This window comes from Rhizobium sp. R693, assembly GCF_002211315.1.
Classification (GTDB): domain Bacteria; phylum Pseudomonadota; class Alphaproteobacteria; order Rhizobiales; family Rhizobiaceae; genus Rhizobium.
The window spans coordinates 112,915-130,209 of sequence record NZ_LOKY01000046.1 but is presented as its reverse complement, the minus strand read 5'-3'; the positions used below and the strand labels follow the sequence as shown (position 1 = coordinate 130,209).

Genomic DNA, 17,295 nt, shown 5'->3' with positions numbered 1-17,295 from the left:
GTAGTGACCGATGACTCGCTGCTACTGCATTTCGCGCGACCGCGATCCCCTCAGGCCAGGAGAACTTTTCGGATCGTGAATGCCTCCGCAAACCGTGCCGGAGCACGGCATTCCATTCCCCTCAGTCGCGCAAGGCTTCGAAATGTGTCACCGTCGAACCAATCTTTCGATCTTTGCGTGGCGAAGTGCCGGAGAAGCAAAGCGACCTTCCTTTCCATGATGTCTGCGGTGAGCGGAACGTAGGCGTTTCGCTGGATCAGATCGCCATCCCACTTTGGGATCTCGTATTCGAGAATGAAATGATTTCGAAACACGTTGGTCGTCAGCCGGTTGATCTCGCGGTGGTCCTGATGCTCGTCGTCGCGGCTATGTGTAAAAATGACATCCGGAACGACCTTGTCACGGATGGCCAGCAACCAGTTCTTGATTTCGCGGGTCTGGCTGGGAAAGAAGCTGTCCTCGAAGCTGGCCAGTTCTATCGACTGCGACTCTGCCGGCTCAAGGAATGCGCGCGCCGAACTCAGTGCTTCCTCGCCTCGATGTCCCGCGGCACTCAGGACGCACCAATGCACATCCAGCTTGACGCCTTCCGCCAGCAGCCGCAGGATCGTACCGCCCACGCCAATTTCGATATCGTCGGAGTGGGCACCAATGCACAGGACGGATAACCGTTCTCCGGATTTGGCGAATGACAGGTTTTTCATGACAGCTTCGCTATCCTGCTTCGATCGATCGACCTCCCGTGATGTGTCCAGGGCATGTCTCCCCTCTCGACCATTTCCTCGAGGGATTGCCAATCACGAAGCGTGTCCATCGACCGCCAGAAGCCTTCATGCTTGTAGGCTATCAATTGATCGTCCTCGATCAGGCGCGAGAAAGGCTCCACAACCAGTTCTTCGCCTTCGCGCATGTAATCGAAGATCTCGGGGCGCAGCAGGAAATAGCCGCCGTTGATCCAGATCTCGGATCTGTTCGATGAGCGAAATTCGCGGACTCGTCCGCTATCCTCAATGTCCGCAAGATGATAGGTCAGCGGTGGCCGCACGGCCAGGAAGCAAGCGATCTTCCCGCTGGCCTCGAAGCGAGCGATCATGTCGTCGAGATCGACATTGGTCAGGCCGTCGCTGTAGTTTGCCAGGAACATCCGTTCATTTTTAACGTAATCACGCACGGCCCAAAGCCGCTCCCCGATGTTGCGCCAGATGCCGGTATCGATCAGCGAAATGCGCCAACTCTTCTGAATATCGCCGAGCAATTCGACTTCGCCGCCCGACACGACGCAATCGGAATAGTTCTGAGGCTTACTATTGAGGAAGAAATCCTTGATCGTGTTAGCCTTGTAGCCGAGGCAAAGAACGAAGTCGTCATGTCCGTAGTCTGCGTAATATTGCATTACATGGCGCATGATCGGCTGCGAGCCCAGCGGGATAAGAGGCTTCGGCACGCTCTCCGAATACTCGCGGATCCGGGTTCCCATGCCACCGCAAAAAAGGACGACTTTCATTGCTGGCTCTCCGTTGGATCGATGACGGCCACGTGGGGGATTGGAACGATGAACTTCCCGCCCCAGTCGCCGATGTGTCTCATCTGCTTGACGATCTCATCCTTGAGGTTCCACGGCAGGATGAGGACGTAATCTGGCTTGTGCGCGTCGATTTCATTGACTGGTCTGATCGGTATGTGCATGCCAGGCGTGAAACGACCGTGCTTGTAGGGATTGCGGTCGACCGTGAAGTCGAGGAAATCGGTGCCTATTGCGCAATAGTTGAGAAGCGTATTGCCCTTGCCGGGCGCGCCGTAGCCGCAAATGGTTCTGCCCGCGTCCTTCAACTGGATAAGGTAGGAAAGCAGATTGCGTTTCTTCATGCGCACCGCTTCGCCAAAAGACGTATAGGTCTCGACCATGTCCAAACCTGCCTTGAACTCGGACCTTCGCAGCGCATCGACCCGTGCTTCCCGACGCATGTTTTCTTCACTGTGGCATAGGTAAATGCGCAGCGAGCCGCCGTGTGTCGGCAACTCCTCGACATCGAACACCTTGAGCTCGTGACGTCGCGCCATCTTCTCGATTGTAATCAAGGAGAAGTACGAGAAGTGCTCGTGGTAGATCGTATCGAATTGGCTTTCCGCAATTAGCGTCGAAATATGGGGGAATTCGAGAGTGATCACGCCCTGGTGTTTCAGGAGAATTTTCATCCCGGCAACGAAGTCATTGAGATCCGGGACCTGTGCCAGGACATTGTTGCCGACAATGAGATCTGCCATTTTGCCTTCGGCAACCATTTCGCGGGCGAGCGATGTTCCGAAGAAGCGTGCTACCGTGGGTACGCCCTTTTCGATGGCAACCTTAGCGACGTTGATTGCAGGCTCTATTCCGATCACCGGTATCGCTTTGCGCACAAAGTGCTGCAGGAGATAGCCATCATTGCTGGCAAGCTCGACGATAAGGCTTCCCGAGTTGAGACCGAAACGATCGGTTGCCATGTCGCAGTAGCGACGGGCATGGTCTACCCAACTGTCCGAATAGGAGGAAAAATATGCATACTCCTCGAATATGTTTTGCGGGCTGATGTGCTCCTCGAGTTGGACCAGTAGGCACTCGCGGCAGACAAAGGCATGGAGGGGATAGTAGGCTTCCATGTTGCCTATTTCCGCCGCCGGTACGAAACTTTCGCACGGTGGCGACATTCCGAGATCTACGAAAGTATCGTGCAGAGCCGCGCCGCAGAGCCGGCAAAGCCGGGCGCTGCGAATGGCAGCCGTCGTCGATGAACTCTGGCTGGCCTGAAGATTCATGCCTCGTCCCCTATTTGATCCAAGATGAATCGCGGACCTGGAGAGCCCGTCATCGTTGGCAAAGTATCTGCGGGGAATAATTAAAACGATACCGCAATACGGATATCGTCCAAAAGCCGTATGAATTATTATCTTGTTTTTCTCAATTTATACTATTGTTTCTTTAATATAGCCTCAAATAATTGTTCTCATTTGATTGATATTGAAGTACTGTCCGGTTGATATCCTGCAGTGTTGGGATATTGCCAATGATCGGTTGCGTTTCAGCAATTGGCGAAGGATCGGATGCGTTTTAACAAGATGAGAATCGAGGGCCTTTGGATCGTCGAGCCCATTCCATCGACGGACAGTCGTGGTTCGTTTGCGCGAACCTTCTGCAAGCAGGAGTTCGCTCAACACGGGCTCATCGAGGACTTTGTCCAGCACAGCTATTCGCATTCGCGCCAGAAGCATACGATCCGCGGCCTTCATTTCCAGAAGAGGCCGCATGAAGAAGACAAGCTTGTCTCCTGCACGCAGGGCGCAATATGGGATGTCGCAGTGGATCTAAGGCCAGGGTCTCCAACCTACCTCGAGTGGGCAGGTGCAGTGCTTTCCAGCGAAAACCGCGCGCAGTTCTATATTCCGAAGGGTTTTGCCCACGGCTTCCAATCACTCACCGATGATGCCGTTGTGTCTTATCTGATATCGACGCCATATGAGCCCACTGCCGCCAGCGGCATACGCTTCGACGACCCGGCCGTGGGCGTCAGTTGGCCTGCAGATCCCACCGTCATGTCTGACAAGGATAAAAGCTGGCCGCTCCTGCCTATAGGCGATCCGGTCTAATTTTCGGCGGGACCGAGGTCAGCAAGCAACCCCGCATCCCTCAGCCTCACAGCTGCCTCCGAAATCTTCGAAAACGCCATGCTCGCACGCTCGGCGATATGCAACAGCGAATGCTTGCCATCGGCGAGGTTCAGAACCCATAGGTAAGCCATTGTTTGCGCAGTGTTGGTCTTGTGGCCGCCAACCGTCGCAAAGAGCCCGCGCTTGCCAAGCTGTGGTTCGCCTTTGGGGGACAGATTGAGAGGAATCCAATTGCCCTCGAGCGCATCGATTACATCGATCAGCATCTGGAATGATGAGGCAAGATGTTCAGGGCGAATGAAATCAAGATTGTCCGCTGATGTATGGTATTCCGCAAAGGTTCCGAAAGCGCTTCTTTGCAAAAGCCCGACCGGCATATTGAAGCCGGGCGAACAAAACTGTCTCTCATCGTAGCCGTAAGGGCTAAAGTCCTGAACGGTCATCGGCTTTTCAGCACAGGATATCCGTGCCATCAGGCGATCTATGATTGCGTTTCCCCGTCGGCTTTTCTTGTAGATCGGTCCGCCTCCGTCGCCAATGCAGGATACAACCAGGCCATGGTCGATGCTGCCGAGGCGATCTTCGTTCCGGGAAAGCCAGGTGAGCGATCCGATCGTGCCTGGAGCAAAGAGAAAGCGGTAGCTGTAGCGCGTGTTCCTGCCCCGCAGCAGCTGAGCCAAGTGGGTCAATACCGCCAGCCCCGAGCAATTGTCGTTGGCAAGCGATGGATGGCAAACATGGGCGGATAGCAGAACCTCCCTGCCACTCGTTCCTCGATGGAGATACTCCCCATAAGACAGATGCCCATCGGCTTTCGTCGACTCGATGGCGACTTCGTAATCGCCATCAGCCAATTCAAGGAACTGGTTGTGCGACATGCAAAACGCCCAGTCGTCGATATAGTAGGCCGTCTTGTAGGGAACGAGGTCAGGTTGCGCCGGCAGCGTGTAGATATGGTCCTTCAGCTCACCGAGTGGCATAACCTTCCGAACATTCCGGCTGTAGCTCATGACGTGAAGGTTTGAACGAGCGAAATCGACGACTTTTCGGCCGGCTGCATCCTTTATATATGCATCCCTGATGTTCCATTCGGGTGGAACGACCCAGTCAAACACTTGGGTGCCTGTCGCGACCTCGTGGAGTTCGATATCGACATATTCGCGCAGAATGTTGATGGTCTCACGAACACCACTGCCGGTAATGCTGCGGCAGATCGGAAAAAGGCGGCTGGCGAGAGCGTAGATCGCCGGACCTATGCTCTCGTTGCTGTCTGCTGGGTAGTTGGGTCGGGGTGGCAGAGCAGAGTCCATTCCGCAGACCTATTCTGCCGCAGCGGCGGAAACAGATGGGCGCAGATTTTCATCCAATTCGTGATTGGCAAGGAGCTGTTTGAGCTGGGCGATCCGCTGATAACGGGGGCCTTCAAATTCAGCAAGTGTCAGGCCGGCGCTGGTGTAGGCGTTGTAAAGTTGAGCGGCACCGGCAGCCGCATCCCAGGTCGGCTTGAAGGCCGGAAGAAGGCGGTTGATCTTGCTGAAATCGACCCGGTAGGAGCGTGTATCCGGACTGGCGTCGGCGGCGAGCGCCAAATGGCAGTCAGGGACGGTCTTGGCGACGATTTCTGCAATCTCCCGGATCTGGTAATTGTGCGCTGCCTGGCCGACGTTGAAAGCCTGATTGTGAACGACAGCAGTAGGTGCCTCCAGGGCGGCCAGGAAAGCCCGCGAAATGTCCTCGATATGAATGATGGGCCGCCAGGGTGTGCCGTCAGATTTGAGCAAGATCTGGCCTTCGGTTACGGCCCAGGCCACCAGATTGTTCAGTACGATGTCGAAGCGCAGCATCGGCGAAAGGCCATAGGCGGTTGCGGGGCGCATATAGGTCGGACAGAAATCATTGTCGGCGAGATGCGCAATGTCGCGTTCGGCAAAAACCTTCGATGTTCCATAGGCGGAAACGGGTTTGAGTTCCGTGGTTTCGTCGACGAGACCTTCTCCTGCAGCACCGTAGTTGCTGCAGGACGAAGCGAAGAGAAAGCGCTTCACTCCTGCCTGCTTGGCCGCTTTGGCAACGCTCACGCTGCCGCGGTGATTGATTTCATAGGTGATCTCCGGATTGAGGTCGCTCAACGGATCATTCGAAAGGGCGGCAAGATGGATGACGGCGTCGAAGCCCCTCAGATCCGACGCCTTTATGTCCCGCACATCCTTTTTCACACCGGGCACGGCGGGCAGATCGCCGCCGGGTGCATAGTGGCAGCGATGGTACAATTCGCAATCGTAACCATGAACCTCATGGCCTGCCTTGCGCAGGATTGTGACCATGACAGATCCGATGTAGCCTCGATGTCCGGTGACCAATACCTTCATTGTCTTTGCCTTTCTGAGTTCGAGCCCTGTGCCCGGGCACATAGCCGTTTCGTCTTGGTGGCGCTCATCGCGCGGATTGGTATCGACCGCAGTATGAATGGGCTAAATGCGGCGTCACCCAAACCTGCAGCATCAGCCGCTCCGACCGTCCTTTGCAAATTTAATCATGTCCGCGGTTGCGACGGTTTGAAGGGACGCCGTCGCGCATTCGACCTCTATCTTCGACGGGCGTGTGAAATTGCAGCCGAATTCAAGTTCGCGTCGTACCGTGTCCAGCACCGGCGTATAGGCATACCCGAGCCCTACAGCGCGATTGCCCATGCCATATTCGATGTATTCGTTGTCATCGACGTCCCATACATGGCAGCCGCTGCCGCCGGCCATAATGCCAGGGGAGAGGATGGTATATTGATCGTAGCCTTTCGCAGAGGTATGGGCGGCGTCGGGGATAGGCGCTTTGGCGCGTTTGCGAAGATGGTCGGATATTTCGAAATTACGAATGAAGCAGTTCACCTGCGCCCTCGGTCCGCTCAATTGACGTCGGGCTAGTATGGCAAGATTGGCGCATCGGATCATTCCCGCCGTTCGGGGGCTAGCCGAAAGGCTTAGAAAGGCGAAAGCAAATGCCCCGAAAATCGCAGATCGTATCATTTGCGGGGGGCTGAGCTTTGCCCCTCGGCCATCCTTTCACTCACAGAGCACAAGTGTAAGGGCAAGCCCGTCCGGGGCCGCCATGCTAGGCGGACAATCAATCCTCAGCAATCAGTTGAAAAGGTCGCCCAGTTTGAACATGACCTCGGTCCGGTTGCTGGCATTAAGCTTCTTCATAATGTTGCGGACATGAACCTTCACTGTGCTTTCGCGCAGATTGAGTTCATAGGCGATGATCTTATTGGGCCTGCCTCGGCGAAGTGCATCGATCACCTCCTCTTCGCGAGGTGTGAAGAGTTGGGCGCGTTGACGCTCCTTGTGCTCAACGTTCGCAACAAGTTTATGCAGATCCGTCAGACTTTCCGCCGAGATAAAGACCCCTCCCGCCAAAGCTAGTCCGATCGCCTCGACGTAAACGGGCAGCGCGACTGTCGACGGTATATAGCCTTTGACGCCGGCTTCAAGGGCCAGCAGCACCTGTCTCAAATCGTGATTTTTCGAAAGGATGACGACCGGGATATTCGGAAACCGGTCGGCCAGTTGCCGGATCTCGTCGACCATCTTCCGCTCAGATAATTCGCTGTGGCCAATGTTGATCAAGATGCCTGCGAAGTCGTGCTCCGGCAATTTGACCCAGTCATTGATCGAGGCGAAGAGCCTTACATCCAAATCGAGCCCGTGGGCAATCAGACTCTTGGCCAAACATTCGCGGTCCAGGGGGCGATCGTCGATTATCGCGAGCGTATTCGCGTGGGTCTCCGCCGAAAGCGATTCTTTGATTGTGCGCGATATAACATGGTATCGACCCGTTTTGTGAAGTTGCAATGGGTTATTTCCGTTAACCACCACAGACACTAGCGTCTCCTCTACTTTTACGCCGCCACCCTTGATGCGATTGGCAACACACTTCCCATTTTCCCGACACGCAGTTGCAAATGCGATCGGTCAGGCACTAACGGGTTCCGTCGACCCGCATCCGTATGGTTTCATCATGAAGCCGGTTTCGGATCTCCCTTGCGATGCCTACATTATCCGCGTTTTTGGAACTTCTGAGGGTGTATTACAGTGAGATCGTATCCCTATAACACCATTCTGCGTGATTATTTAATATAATATTTAATATACGTGAAATATATTTCGCAAATTCAGTCAAAAATCTGGAAATTTGCCCCATTATATTTGAGTTAAGCTCGTTTGTGCCATGTATTATACTAGTACTGACGCGAATTAAAACGATTGTAAATGAGCGTGAATCGTACGCCTCCGAGGAGGGCCGCCTTGCTGAGAAGTGAGGCGAACTGGATGTTCTGTCTATATGGACGTCAATATAGACAGTGTGAGAATCGTGGATTTAACGATAGAGAAGCGGCCACAAGTCAGCCGTATGGAGATTGTCGATAGCGGTCGGCGTCGCCGTTTCAGCAACGAGGCCAAACTTGCGATCGTAGCGGAGAGCTATTCCGCCCCGCGTCAGGTCGCGGCAACAGCTCGCCGACATGGGATCACACGCTTTCAGTTGAACGGTTGGCGTAAAGCAGCTCGCGAGGGACGGCTCGGCAATGGCCGGGGGAGTGAAGGGTTTGTTCCTGCACTGTTGGTCCCGGGGCCAGGCATGCCGGTCGCTGCAAGGGCGACCAAGCCTTCAATGGCACAAGGTGGGCTTATGGAGGTTGTCAGCGCCAATGGCCGCCGTGTGATCGTGGACTGCGATGTCGACGTTGAAGCGCTGCTCCGGATTGTCCAAGGCCTGGAGACATTGCGGTGAACCCGTTTCCGATGGGAACAGGCGTCAAGGTCTGGCTTTCGACGGGGTATACGGACATGCGCTGTGGCTTTCCCTCCCTGGCGCTTCGGGTGCAGGAGGTTCTGAAACATGATCCCTTGTCAGGGCATCTCTTCGTCTTCAGGGGTCGCAGATCGGATATTTTGAAGATCATCTGGCATGATGGTCTGGGCGCCTGCCTTTTTACCCGGCGGCTGGAGAAGGGCCGGTTTATCTGGCCGAATATGGAGGGCGGCGCGGTAGCGATCTCACCGGCGCAATTGTCTTATTTGTTGTCCGGGATCGACTGGCGCAATCCGCAGGAAACCTGGCGTCCGACGCGGGTCGGATAGCATTATTGCATTGAAAATATTGAGTGAATCTGATCGAATAGCTTCATGACTTCGAAGCCTGTGGATCTTCCTGCGGACCTTGCGAGCGCCTATCTAGCGCTGCTTTCCGAGCGTGAGATGTTACAGGCTGAACGTGATGTCGTTGTCGGCGAGCGGGACGTTGCGGTGGCGCAAGCCGCCAATGCGCAGGCCATGCTGTCGGACAGTGAGGCCTTGATTGCCAGTCTGGAACTGGCGATCGAAAAGCTGAGGCGTGAACTGCGCGGAAAGCGTTCCGAGCGCACGTCGCGCCTGATCGACCAGATGGAATTGCAGCTCGAAGAGCTGGTGATGGCGGCGACGGAGGATGAGCTTGCGGCGCAGGCGGCTGCCGCCAAGACCGCGAACGTGCGTTCGTTCACGCGCAAACGGCCGGTCCGAAAGCCGTGGCCGGAGGATATCGAGCGTGAGCGCGTGGTGATCGATTCGCCAGTCGCCTGCGCATGCTGCGGCGGGTCGCGCCTGTCGAAACTGGGCGAGGACGTCACGGAGACGCTCGAGGAGGTTCCGCGCCGGTTCAAGGTGATCGAGACGGTGCGGGAGAAATTTACCTGCCGTGACTGCGAGGCGATCAGCCAGTCGCCGGCGCCGTTCCATGCCACGCCGCGCGGCTTCATCGGTCCTCATCTGCTGGCGACGATCCTCTTCGACAAGTTCGGCATGCATAGCCCTCTCAACCGCCAGAGCACCCCGGTTCATGTGAGGGCATCGAGCTTTCGACCTCGACGCTGGCCGACCAGGTCGGGTATGGAACGGCCGCGCTCCTGCCGATCTTTGATCTGATCGAGGCGCATGTCTTCGCGGCCGGGCGCCTTTTTGGCGATGACACCACCATTCCCATCCAGGCCAAAGACAAATGCACGACCGGGCGAATATGGACCTACGTGTGCGATGACCGGCCCTACGGCGGCGCGGCAGCGCCGGCGGCCATATACTATGCGTCGAGCGACCGCCGCGGCGAGCACCCGCAGAAGCACCTGGCCGGGTATGGCGGCATTCTGCAGAGTGATTGCTACAATGGCTTCGAGCCGCTCAGTGTCGCCGAAAAGAAAGCGGTACCGATCACCTTCGCCTTTTGTCACGCGCACGCGCGGCGCAAATTCTTTGAGCTTGCCGACATCCAGAAAAATGCCCGCGAGCGCAAACGCAAAGGCAAGCCGATCTCGCCGATCGCCCTGGAGGCCGTCCAGCGGTACGAGGCGAGTTTGAGATCGAACGCGAGATCAATGGATTGAGCGCCGCAGAACGGTTGGCCGCGCGGCAGGAAAAGAGTAAGCCGCTGTTTGATGACATGCACGAGTGGCTGAAACGGGAGCGCGCCACGCTCAGCAAATCGTCCGAGGTGATCGAGCCGATCGATTACATGCTGAAGCGTTGGGATGGGTTTGCCCGTTTCCTCGACGATGGCCGGATTTGTCTCACGAACAATGCGGCGGAGCGCGCGCTGAGAGGAATTGCACTCGGGCGGCGAAACTGGACCTTCGCCGGTTCCCAGCGTGGGGCCGATCGTGCCGCCATCATGCTCTCCGTCATCACGACTTGCCGTCTCAACGACGTCGACCCAAAGGCATGGCTCGCCGATGTGTTCGCCCGCATCGCCGATCTTCCCATCTCTCGCCTGCACGAACTACTGCCTTGGCAATGGAAGGCACACAAAGCGACGGCTATCGCGGCGGCCGCGTAAACAGCTCCCGGAACAATGCTTCCGAACGCTCCAAGCCTTCATCGGTCAGGATCAATGACTTCGACTTGTTGACCGGGTCGCCGATCATGCCCTTCTTGTGAAGCCGATCCGTCGTTGCCCAGTCGAAGCCCTTCCAGGCACAACGCTCGTTATGCAGCGTCAGCCATAACAGCGCCAAAACGGCGTCGTCGATCTTGTCCTCATCGATCTCCATGAACCGACGTTACCACGCGCAGCGCCCAAAATCCCGCGGCCCTGCTCGGATGGATACCGTGAATCCCTCATTTCACAAAGAGCAAAACGCTCAGTATTGATCTGCATTTTGGATAGGTTTTTGCGCAAACTTCGTCGTTCAAGACTGTCAAATCCACTTCCGCAGGTTCTGTGGCGTCCATTCTACGCAGCGCCAGACCATAATCGTTCCGTCATCGCCTCGTTCGCAAAAATGGGGTTCGCTCAAAACTCAGGCAACTCGGGGATAATCAAGTGATCGTAGAGGGCCGGTATAGACTGCTCGTGCAAGACACAGGACATCAATCTTGCCCCGGCAGGCGCAGGACCTAGGCCGGCAGCCCCTCTTCACGACATGGAAATGCGATCGAAGACAAGATGGGGAAGGTCGCCTTTCGTATAGTTGTCTAGCCCGTATGGACGGCATCTGCATTCTGCTTCCCTCAAAGGGGGGAAGCTCTTCGCCGACGATCCAGCTGTCGCCCAAAGATAATGCGGCTATTGTTTCTGACATCGCAATCGATTGCGCGGTGAATGATAGCGCGATTTTCGAAAGAGAATGCAGTGAGGTTTGCATATTTCGCTCTGCCACACATCGGCGGCACATACACTGTCTTCAAGCAACTGAGGCATGGCCTGGCCGGATTTGGCATCGATGTCTGTTGGCTGGCGCAGAGCAACGGGCAACAGACGCTGACGTCTGACTTGCGCGACGAGATGGCGTTTGGGACACTTCTCAATATGCCCGATACGCTTGACGAGCGGACCCGCGCTCGATGCCTTGCTGCGGCGATTGAAAGCCGGGGCTATGACGGCGTTTTCATTAATGTACTCGGCGATCGCATGGAGATGAATATCGCGCGCTATCTTCGCGAGGACATTCTGCGCGTCATGATCGTACACAACATTACCCCCGGCACCTATGCCGCTGCCACTTCCATCCGCAATTATGTCCACGCGACCGTCGGCGTGTCGGAGCGTTGTCGCAGTGATCTCATTGCCCGCCACGGCTTTTCGCCCAAGTCCACGTTCACAATTCCGAACGCGCTCGACAGGTCGAAGTTTGCCCGCGTCAAGAGCAAGCTGTCAGCGCAATCTCCTTTGCGCTTGCTCTTCCTCGGCAGGATCGAAGACGCTTCCAAAGGAGTGCTGTGGCTCCCATCCATCCTCCAGGGCTTGCCCAATACTGTTACGCTGACCATAGCTGGCGACGGGCCGGACCTTGCAAAATTGAAGGCGAGATTCAGCACCGCACACAATGCGCGCGTCTTCTATGAGGGGGCCGTCAGCCCACACAAGGTTCCCGAACTGGCCGCGCACCACGACGTGCTCATTATGCCCTCGCGTTTCGAGGGGTTTGGGATGACCATTATCGAAGCGATGGCCGCGGGATGCGTCCCGGTCGTATCGAATATTCGTGGCGTTACGGATACGATCGTCGATGACGGTCAGGATGGCCTGCTTTTCCCGGTCGGCAGTTATGGGCAGGCGATTCGGCTCATTGCCGCTCTCGAGCGCGATCGCAGCGTGCTGGCTCGGATGTCGGCCGCGGCGAGCCGAAAAGTTGCCGAGAGGTTTTCATCTGATGAGATGGCACGTCGATATTACGAGGTCATCGGATCGATCAGGGCCGATAACCTCAGCCTTTCACCCCCCCTTGATCTTGATGGCTGGTCTTTGCCACCAGGTATGCGCCCTGGACTGAGGACCTATATTCCGGGTCCATTGAAGAATTGGCTGCGCGTCATGCGGGAGAGGCTGTAGACCGTCTTGCTGCGGTCCTGTTCGGCAAGATGCGCTCATCGAAACCGGTGACATCCAACTGCGTTATCGCGGCTTATCTGCTCGCCGAGTATCGATGCGACTTTTATCACAGCCGCATGCCACCGATTGTCGCAGAATAGCGAAAAGTGCGACCGACGAAGACGAACTCGGCTCCGAGTGCAAGTGCTTTCAAGACGTAAATTCCGCGGCGGATTCTACCGTCGACCATAACAGTCATCCTGCCGCCGACCGGCTCGGCAATCCTTTGGCAGCACGCGCAGGGGCGATATCGTACCATCCGGCTGCCGGCTCCCATATTCGGAATCGATGATGCTATCGCCGCCGGCAAGCGCCGCCGGTGCAGCATCGTCACCACGCACGATGCTTTTGCCAGTAAGCGGGTCCCTTCCAGCGGCTTGATCTGCTTAAGATGCTCCCAGTTGTGTTGGTCACGCTTCTCTGAGATCGCGCGTGACGGCGCTTGAGAACAATTGGCACACGTGTCGCGTGTGGGTGCCCGCGTTTTAGGATTGTTTGCCCCAATGTTCCGATCGACCGTGGGATGGCTGATGCCCTGCCATGCAAGGCGCATATTCGGGCGGGCAGCTCCCTTCTCCTTATGCATGAGCCAGCTAAGCCCAAACCTAACTCCTCACCCATAAGGTGAAGGCTGGAGACCGATTTTGCGAATATGCCGGTGCAGGGTCCCTCTTATATCGTCGTCAAAACATTGTGCACCGTCCAAGTGCCTTGGGCGTGTGTTCGGCGTGGTTGAGGGATCTGATATGGAAGTAGTGATAAGCAATATCTCAATCTTCGTATTATGCGTTTCCCTTATCGTCGTCTTGCGTAGAGCTTCAGTCGTCTTCGCTCTGGTGGATCTTCCCGATGCCCGCAAACGGCACATCGGTGCGGTTCCGTTGTGCGGCGGTATCGCGGTCTTTACGACGTTTGCTTTGGTCAACTTTCTAGGCGGTCATCTGCATGCATTCGGTCTGAATTTCTGGGTCGGACTGTTTGTCGTCGTCGTGGTTGGTGCTCTTGACGATCGTCACCCGCTACCGGCCTCGCTGCGCCTCATTATGCAGTTTGTCGTCGCGGCGATTTTGATCGGAGGACTGAATATCGGGCAGATTTCGTCTGCCGAATTTGCACCGGGCGTGGCAGCCTCGGCCGGGGTTCTCATCGTTGTCGTCGGGCTTTGCTTCATCGCCGGTCTCATGAATTCGTGGAATATGATAGACGGCGTCGATGGACTGGCGGGCGGAGCGGCGGTTGTCGCATTGATATGGCTCATGCTGGTCGCTGAAGTGAAGGATATGGGCGAGCTGATACTGCCATTCGAGCTCTTGCTAACTGGCCTTTGTGGTTTTCTGATCTTCAATATGCGCAGCCCGTGGCGCGCGCGCGCGAGCATCTTTCTCGGTGACGCTGGCAGCATGGCACTTGGGGCGACAATCGCTTACGGTATTCTCTTGCTCGCATCCGACAAATCTCCGGCTCCTTTTATGGCGCTCTTGTGGATCGTTATCGTTCCGGTGACAGATACGCTAAGCTTGATGATCCGGCGTGTCCTGGCAGGTCGCAGCCCAATGTCAGCCGATCGCTGGCACCTGCACCATCTCCTTCTCGATGCCGGCTATACGCCGATGGCGACCACCAATATCATACTGGTGGCATCTGCTGTTTGCGGAGGCATCGGCTATCTCGGCGTTCGCACCGATGTGCCGGAAATCGTCATGATGGCCGGTCTTGTGATCCCGGTTGGAGTTCATGTGCTTTTCGTTGCGGTCACCAGTCGCTCGATTGCCAGACCGCGAATTGCCCTGTCGAAAAGCCATGGTTCAGTCGGAGATGCTGCCGCGAGCGACAAGCCACAAGCCGTCATTATGCCACGCAAGACGAATGTGAAGGTTTGAGCTTGCGGGTGTTCGATGGATTGGTTCGTCGCATTGGCGCGAGAGGGTTACGCTGTCGGTGTACCCATTGCCGAGCTGCCGCTCTTCAATGATGCTTTGAAGATATAAGCGCTTCAGCCTTTTGGGGTGCGCATTGGCTAGGTAGCGCCTCACGCTTGTGAACCGAACGCAAGCGACTTTGCGCCTCTCCCGCACAGGGAAAATGTGCCAGCTCGCCGGAGGGATGATAATGAAAGCGTTGACGCCTGTTGTGCTTGCGGCGCTTGTCGCCGCTTCGACGCTGATCGGGGTGGCAGTTGCCCAACGTGGAACCGGCGATACGATCGCTTTGCACGACGCGGCGTTACGCGGCGCCTCCTCGGCGGAAGAAGCCGAGGGGCCGGGTGACTTCGGCATGCCTGTTCCAACTCCTGAACCACCCTTGCCCGAGGGAGCAGATCCTTTCAATCCTCCATTGTTTCGCCTCAGCAGACCGTCGCCCGCGATTGCAGAGTTCTCGAGGACCGCAGACCGCAATGAGATCGTTTCGATGACCGGCGTGGAGTTGGATCGTTCGTCGAATTTTGAGATCTTCTCCCAGGCGCCGTCCGAGGTTAAAGGGGAAATCACCGCCGTCAGCTCGCTGCGCGCCGATGAGACTGCCGCGACAGTTCTTTTGCCCGTCTCTCTGCCAGAATGGTCGATGTATCTCATCTGGCCCAACAGGAATGGGTACCGCGGCCAGCCTATTGCCATCAATCGCACTGAGGCGTGGTGGCTTGGGCCGAACAAGGGAACGCCTGGGACTCTCATTTCCGTCTATGGGCGCAACCTTACCCGCGGCAACGGAACGTCGCTATCCTATCTATATATCAAGCCGCCGGGTGGCAGCGGCAGCTATGTCAAGCCGGTCGCGGTCAACCCCTTTAAGGTCGACTTCCCGATTCCGAACATGCCGCCCGGCTCCTATGAGATTTGGATACACAATAGCCATGGCGGTCGCTTCGGCTGGAGCGGTCCACTGAAGCTTGATATTCTCACGCGATCGCCGTGGGCGGACCAGAAAAGCAATTTGCTCAACGTGAAAAATTTCGGCGCTGCCGGCGACGGGACCACTGACGATACGGCGGCATTGCAGCGCGCTCTGGAGGCGGCAAAGACTGCTGCGCCCGCGACCGTTTATTTTCCCGCAGGAACCTACGTTGTAACCTCTTTCCTGACGGTACCCGGTAATGTTGGATGGGCTGGCAATGGCATGAACATGACGGAGATCCGTCTTGATCATAGCATTGACCACAGCATGATTGAGATCGCCGGCGAAAACGTACAATTCGACGGGCTAACACTTAACGCAAATCGCAAGACCGGTAACCACGTCTTGATGCAGGTATATTCGGCCAAGGATCTTCGGATCGCCTCCGTCAGGCTCAATGCGTGGGGTGTGGCGGCGCTGGAGGCCAACGGCGCCTCAGGTCTTTACATAAGCGACTCCGAGTTGGTGGAAAATGGCTCGTTCTACGGAAGCAGCAGGCAGGTCTTCTTGTCCGGCAATAAGTTCCGGATGACGGGCTATGGTGAATCCGTGGCGGCTTTGTGGGGAGGGCGCGATTTTTCCATGGTTGGCAACGAGCTTTCAAATGCCGATGAGAGCCAGGACGACGGCCACGGGATTGGCCGCTTTTTTGTCGGCCAAGCGCATTTTGGAAGTATGCGCAATCTCTACTGGGGCAACAACACGTCGCGAAACGCCGCGCCGCATGATTGCGACAAGGTCGATTGCAACAAGGGTGAACAGATCTGCTTTGAAATGGTCGGCAGCAAGATCAAAAGCGATTTTGTGACGGCAACAGCAGATACCGTATTCTTCAGATCGCTCTCGGATTTGGGTGAGGTAATGCCAGGCGGCCAGGACCTCGTCGTGGTCGGGGGCAGGGGCGCCGGTCAGCATCGGCATATCGTTGCCTCCGCCGATTCAACCGTAACGCTCGATGCTCCGTGGAATGTCATTCCTGATGGGACAAGCCGCTTTGCACTGGCGGCAACCGCGTCAAGGGTCGCAATCTACGACAACAATTTTGACGGGCGCTCGACCTACAACGAACATGATTCCGATTCCACGAGCGTTCTGCTTTATGGGAACGTTTATGACGCAATCGTCGATAACAATCGCATTTCCAGGATGCGGCATGGGATGATGACGATCGCACTCGACTCGATGCGCGGTCTTGCCCCGTATTTCCTGCAATATTCAAACAATACTGTCAGCGACAGCAACAGCGGTCTCTATGTGGGGACGACGTTCGCGGAAACAGGTCAGTCAGGTATTTGGGGTGGCCTTGGCAATGTCTATCGCAACAACCGATTTGAAAACCTCACCCATATCGGCGTCGAGTACGAGACCTGGGCGCACGACGGTTCTGACTACAACGGCACCGTATTCGAACGAAACAGCTTCAAGAGCGTCCCTTATGGCTTCGTGGACGCCTACCAGCTGATATGGACCTATGATGGTCGGTTCAAATCTGCACCGGGCAGTCATTCAATGAAGGTGAACACCATTCTCCATGGGAACGATTTTGATCGAGGCTCTGCCGCTGTTGACGGGAGTATCGGCTTTGTCACCCTCCACCCTTCGAATAGTTGGCTGAATATCGGCTCGACATGGAAGGATTTCGCGTCAGGCAATGACGGACCAATAGTTACCAAGTCTCTTCCCAATTGATCGTGTGGAAGCTTTGCCGGACCCTCAGCCTCCGGCATGTCGTGGACCTGCTGCACTGAGGTCTCATTCCAAACCGTCTCGGAGCGGGCCGCCAAGTTTGGTCGCAAATATGCCGGTCAAATTCGGTGACGATGGCGAGTCAGCTTTGCCGACAATTGGCATCTCGACTGGATGGTC

At 56.2% G+C, this 17,295-nt stretch carries 14 protein-coding genes and 2 pseudogenes; 7 read left to right on the top strand and 9 right to left on the bottom strand.

The genetic code is table 11. From position 1 onward, the window contains the following. Positions 1-50: 50 nt before the first annotated feature. The 3 genes from ATY79_RS25250 to ATY79_RS25240 are packed head-to-tail and all read right to left on the bottom strand — an operon-like array spanning position 51 to position 2,796. The gene (locus tag ATY79_RS25250; protein ID WP_088705243.1) at positions 51-704 is read right to left on the bottom strand and encodes a PIG-L deacetylase family protein; all 654 of its coding nucleotides are present in this window, start codon (positions 702-704) and stop codon (positions 51-53) included. Beyond that, positions 701-1,504 (bottom strand): glucose-1-phosphate cytidylyltransferase, encoded by an 804-nt coding sequence (locus tag ATY79_RS25245; RefSeq protein WP_088705242.1) that lies wholly within the window; start codon positions 1,502-1,504, stop codon positions 701-703. The genes ATY79_RS25250 and ATY79_RS25245 overlap by 4 nt, the downstream gene beginning before the upstream one ends. Continuing rightward, positions 1,501-2,796 carry a class I SAM-dependent methyltransferase gene (locus ATY79_RS25240; protein ID WP_088705241.1) on the bottom strand — a complete coding sequence of 432 codons (1,296 nt, stop codon included), beginning with the start codon at positions 2,794-2,796 and terminating at the stop codon, positions 1,501-1,503. The genes ATY79_RS25245 and ATY79_RS25240 overlap by 4 nt, the downstream gene beginning before the upstream one ends. 285 nt (positions 2,797-3,081) lie before the next feature. Here ATY79_RS25240 and rfbC point away from each other — a divergent pair, with 285 nt between their 5' ends. Beyond that, positions 3,082-3,624: a dTDP-4-dehydrorhamnose 3,5-epimerase gene (gene rfbC, locus ATY79_RS25235; protein WP_088705240.1), complete on the top strand. Its 543-nt coding sequence runs from the start codon at positions 3,082-3,084 to the stop codon at positions 3,622-3,624. On the opposite strand, the gene ATY79_RS25230 is transcribed toward rfbC, so the two are convergent. The 4 genes and pseudogenes from ATY79_RS25230 to ATY79_RS25215 form a co-directional block, all read right to left on the bottom strand. Then, on the bottom strand, positions 3,621-4,955 hold the full coding sequence (locus ATY79_RS25230; protein ID WP_088705239.1) for a DUF4910 domain-containing protein: 1,335 nt from the start codon (positions 4,953-4,955) through the stop codon (positions 3,621-3,623). The genes rfbC and ATY79_RS25230 overlap by 4 nt on opposite strands. 9 nt (positions 4,956-4,964) lie before the next feature. Further along, on the bottom strand, positions 4,965-6,014 hold the full coding sequence (locus tag ATY79_RS25225; protein WP_088705413.1) for an NAD-dependent epimerase/dehydratase family protein: 1,050 nt from the start codon (positions 6,012-6,014) through the stop codon (positions 4,965-4,967). A gap of 144 nt (positions 6,015-6,158) precedes the next feature. Then, a pseudogene (locus ATY79_RS25220) lies at positions 6,159-6,527 on the bottom strand (glutamate-1-semialdehyde 2,1-aminomutase); the annotation flags it as partial. Between the two features lie 249 nt (positions 6,528-6,776). Continuing rightward, on the bottom strand, positions 6,777-7,520 hold the full coding sequence (locus tag ATY79_RS25215; protein ID WP_245312444.1) for a response regulator transcription factor: 744 nt from the start codon (positions 7,518-7,520) through the stop codon (positions 6,777-6,779). A gap of 460 nt (positions 7,521-7,980) precedes the next feature. Here ATY79_RS25215 and ATY79_RS25210 point away from each other — a divergent pair, with 460 nt between their 5' ends. The 3 genes and pseudogenes from ATY79_RS25210 (at position 7,981) to ATY79_RS25200 (ending at position 10,503) form a co-directional block, all read left to right on the top strand. Then, positions 7,981-8,430, top strand: a complete 450-nt coding sequence (locus tag ATY79_RS25210; protein WP_088705236.1) for a transposase — start codon at positions 7,981-7,983, stop codon at positions 8,428-8,430. Between the two features lie 11 nt (positions 8,431-8,441). Further along, positions 8,442-8,780, top strand: coding sequence for an IS66 family insertion sequence element accessory protein TnpB (tnpB, locus tag ATY79_RS25205; RefSeq protein ID WP_080579326.1), 339 nt, complete (start codon positions 8,442-8,444; stop codon positions 8,778-8,780). A gap of 45 nt (positions 8,781-8,825) precedes the next feature. Then, positions 8,826-10,503 (top strand): annotated as a pseudogene (locus tag ATY79_RS25200) (IS66 family transposase). Here ATY79_RS25200 and ATY79_RS25195 read toward each other — a convergent pair. Further along, a complete protein-coding gene (locus ATY79_RS25195; RefSeq protein ID WP_014342035.1) occupies positions 10,484-10,717 on the bottom strand; it encodes a DUF6429 family protein in 234 nt (77 codons plus the stop codon). The pseudogene ATY79_RS25200 and the gene ATY79_RS25195 sit on opposite strands and share 20 nt — an antisense overlap. Positions 10,718-11,298: 581 nt before the next feature. Between ATY79_RS25195 and ATY79_RS25190 the strand changes: the two genes are divergently transcribed. Then, positions 11,299-12,498: a glycosyltransferase family 4 protein gene (locus ATY79_RS25190; RefSeq protein WP_088705235.1), complete on the top strand. Its 1,200-nt coding sequence runs from the start codon at positions 11,299-11,301 to the stop codon at positions 12,496-12,498. Between the two features lie 106 nt (positions 12,499-12,604). Here the strand turns inward: ATY79_RS25190 and ATY79_RS25185 are convergent, their stop codons facing one another. Next, positions 12,605-13,090 (bottom strand): alpha-hydroxy-acid oxidizing protein, encoded by a 486-nt coding sequence (locus ATY79_RS25185; RefSeq protein ID WP_245312456.1) that lies wholly within the window; start codon positions 13,088-13,090, stop codon positions 12,605-12,607. A gap of 193 nt (positions 13,091-13,283) precedes the next feature. Between ATY79_RS25185 and ATY79_RS25180 the strand changes: the two genes are divergently transcribed. Both ATY79_RS25180 and ATY79_RS25175 read left to right on the top strand, forming a co-directional pair. Beyond that, positions 13,284-14,417 (top strand): MraY family glycosyltransferase, encoded by a 1,134-nt coding sequence (locus ATY79_RS25180; protein WP_088705233.1) that lies wholly within the window; start codon positions 13,284-13,286, stop codon positions 14,415-14,417. 229 nt (positions 14,418-14,646) lie between these two features. Then, positions 14,647-17,118, top strand: coding sequence for a glycosyl hydrolase family 28-related protein (locus ATY79_RS25175; RefSeq protein ID WP_088705232.1), 2,472 nt, complete (start codon positions 14,647-14,649; stop codon positions 17,116-17,118). Positions 17,119-17,295 lie beyond the last annotated feature (177 nt).

What these genes read in the sequence shown, in the direction of transcription:
- ATY79_RS25250 (WP_088705243.1), bottom strand. Translation starts at nt 704, where the DNA reads ATGAAAAACCTGTCATTCGCCAAATCCGGAGAACGGTTATCCGTCCTG.
- ATY79_RS25245 (WP_088705242.1), bottom strand. Translation starts at nt 1,504, where the DNA reads ATGAAAGTCGTCCTTTTTTGCGGTGGCATGGGAACCCGGATCCGCGAG.
- ATY79_RS25240 (WP_088705241.1), bottom strand. Translation starts at nt 2,796, where the DNA reads ATGAATCTTCAGGCCAGCCAGAGTTCATCGACGACGGCTGCCATTCGC.
- rfbC (WP_088705240.1), top strand. Translation starts at nt 3,082, where the DNA reads ATGCGTTTTAACAAGATGAGAATCGAGGGCCTTTGGATCGTCGAGCCC.
- ATY79_RS25230 (WP_088705239.1), bottom strand. Translation starts at nt 4,955, where the DNA reads ATGGACTCTGCTCTGCCACCCCGACCCAACTACCCAGCAGACAGCAAC.
- ATY79_RS25225 (WP_088705413.1), bottom strand. Translation starts at nt 6,014, where the DNA reads ATGAAGGTATTGGTCACCGGACATCGAGGCTACATCGGATCTGTCATG.
- ATY79_RS25210 (WP_088705236.1), top strand. Translation starts at nt 7,981, where the DNA reads ATGGACGTCAATATAGACAGTGTGAGAATCGTGGATTTAACGATAGAG.
- tnpB (WP_080579326.1), top strand. Translation starts at nt 8,442, where the DNA reads ATGGGAACAGGCGTCAAGGTCTGGCTTTCGACGGGGTATACGGACATG.
- ATY79_RS25195 (WP_014342035.1), bottom strand. Translation starts at nt 10,717, where the DNA reads ATGGAGATCGATGAGGACAAGATCGACGACGCCGTTTTGGCGCTGTTA.
- ATY79_RS25185 (WP_245312456.1), bottom strand. Translation starts at nt 13,090, where the DNA reads ATGCGCCTTGCATGGCAGGGCATCAGCCATCCCACGGTCGATCGGAAC.
- ATY79_RS25180 (WP_088705233.1), top strand. Translation starts at nt 13,284, where the DNA reads ATGGAAGTAGTGATAAGCAATATCTCAATCTTCGTATTATGCGTTTCC.
- ATY79_RS25175 (WP_088705232.1), top strand. Translation starts at nt 14,647, where the DNA reads ATGAAAGCGTTGACGCCTGTTGTGCTTGCGGCGCTTGTCGCCGCTTCG.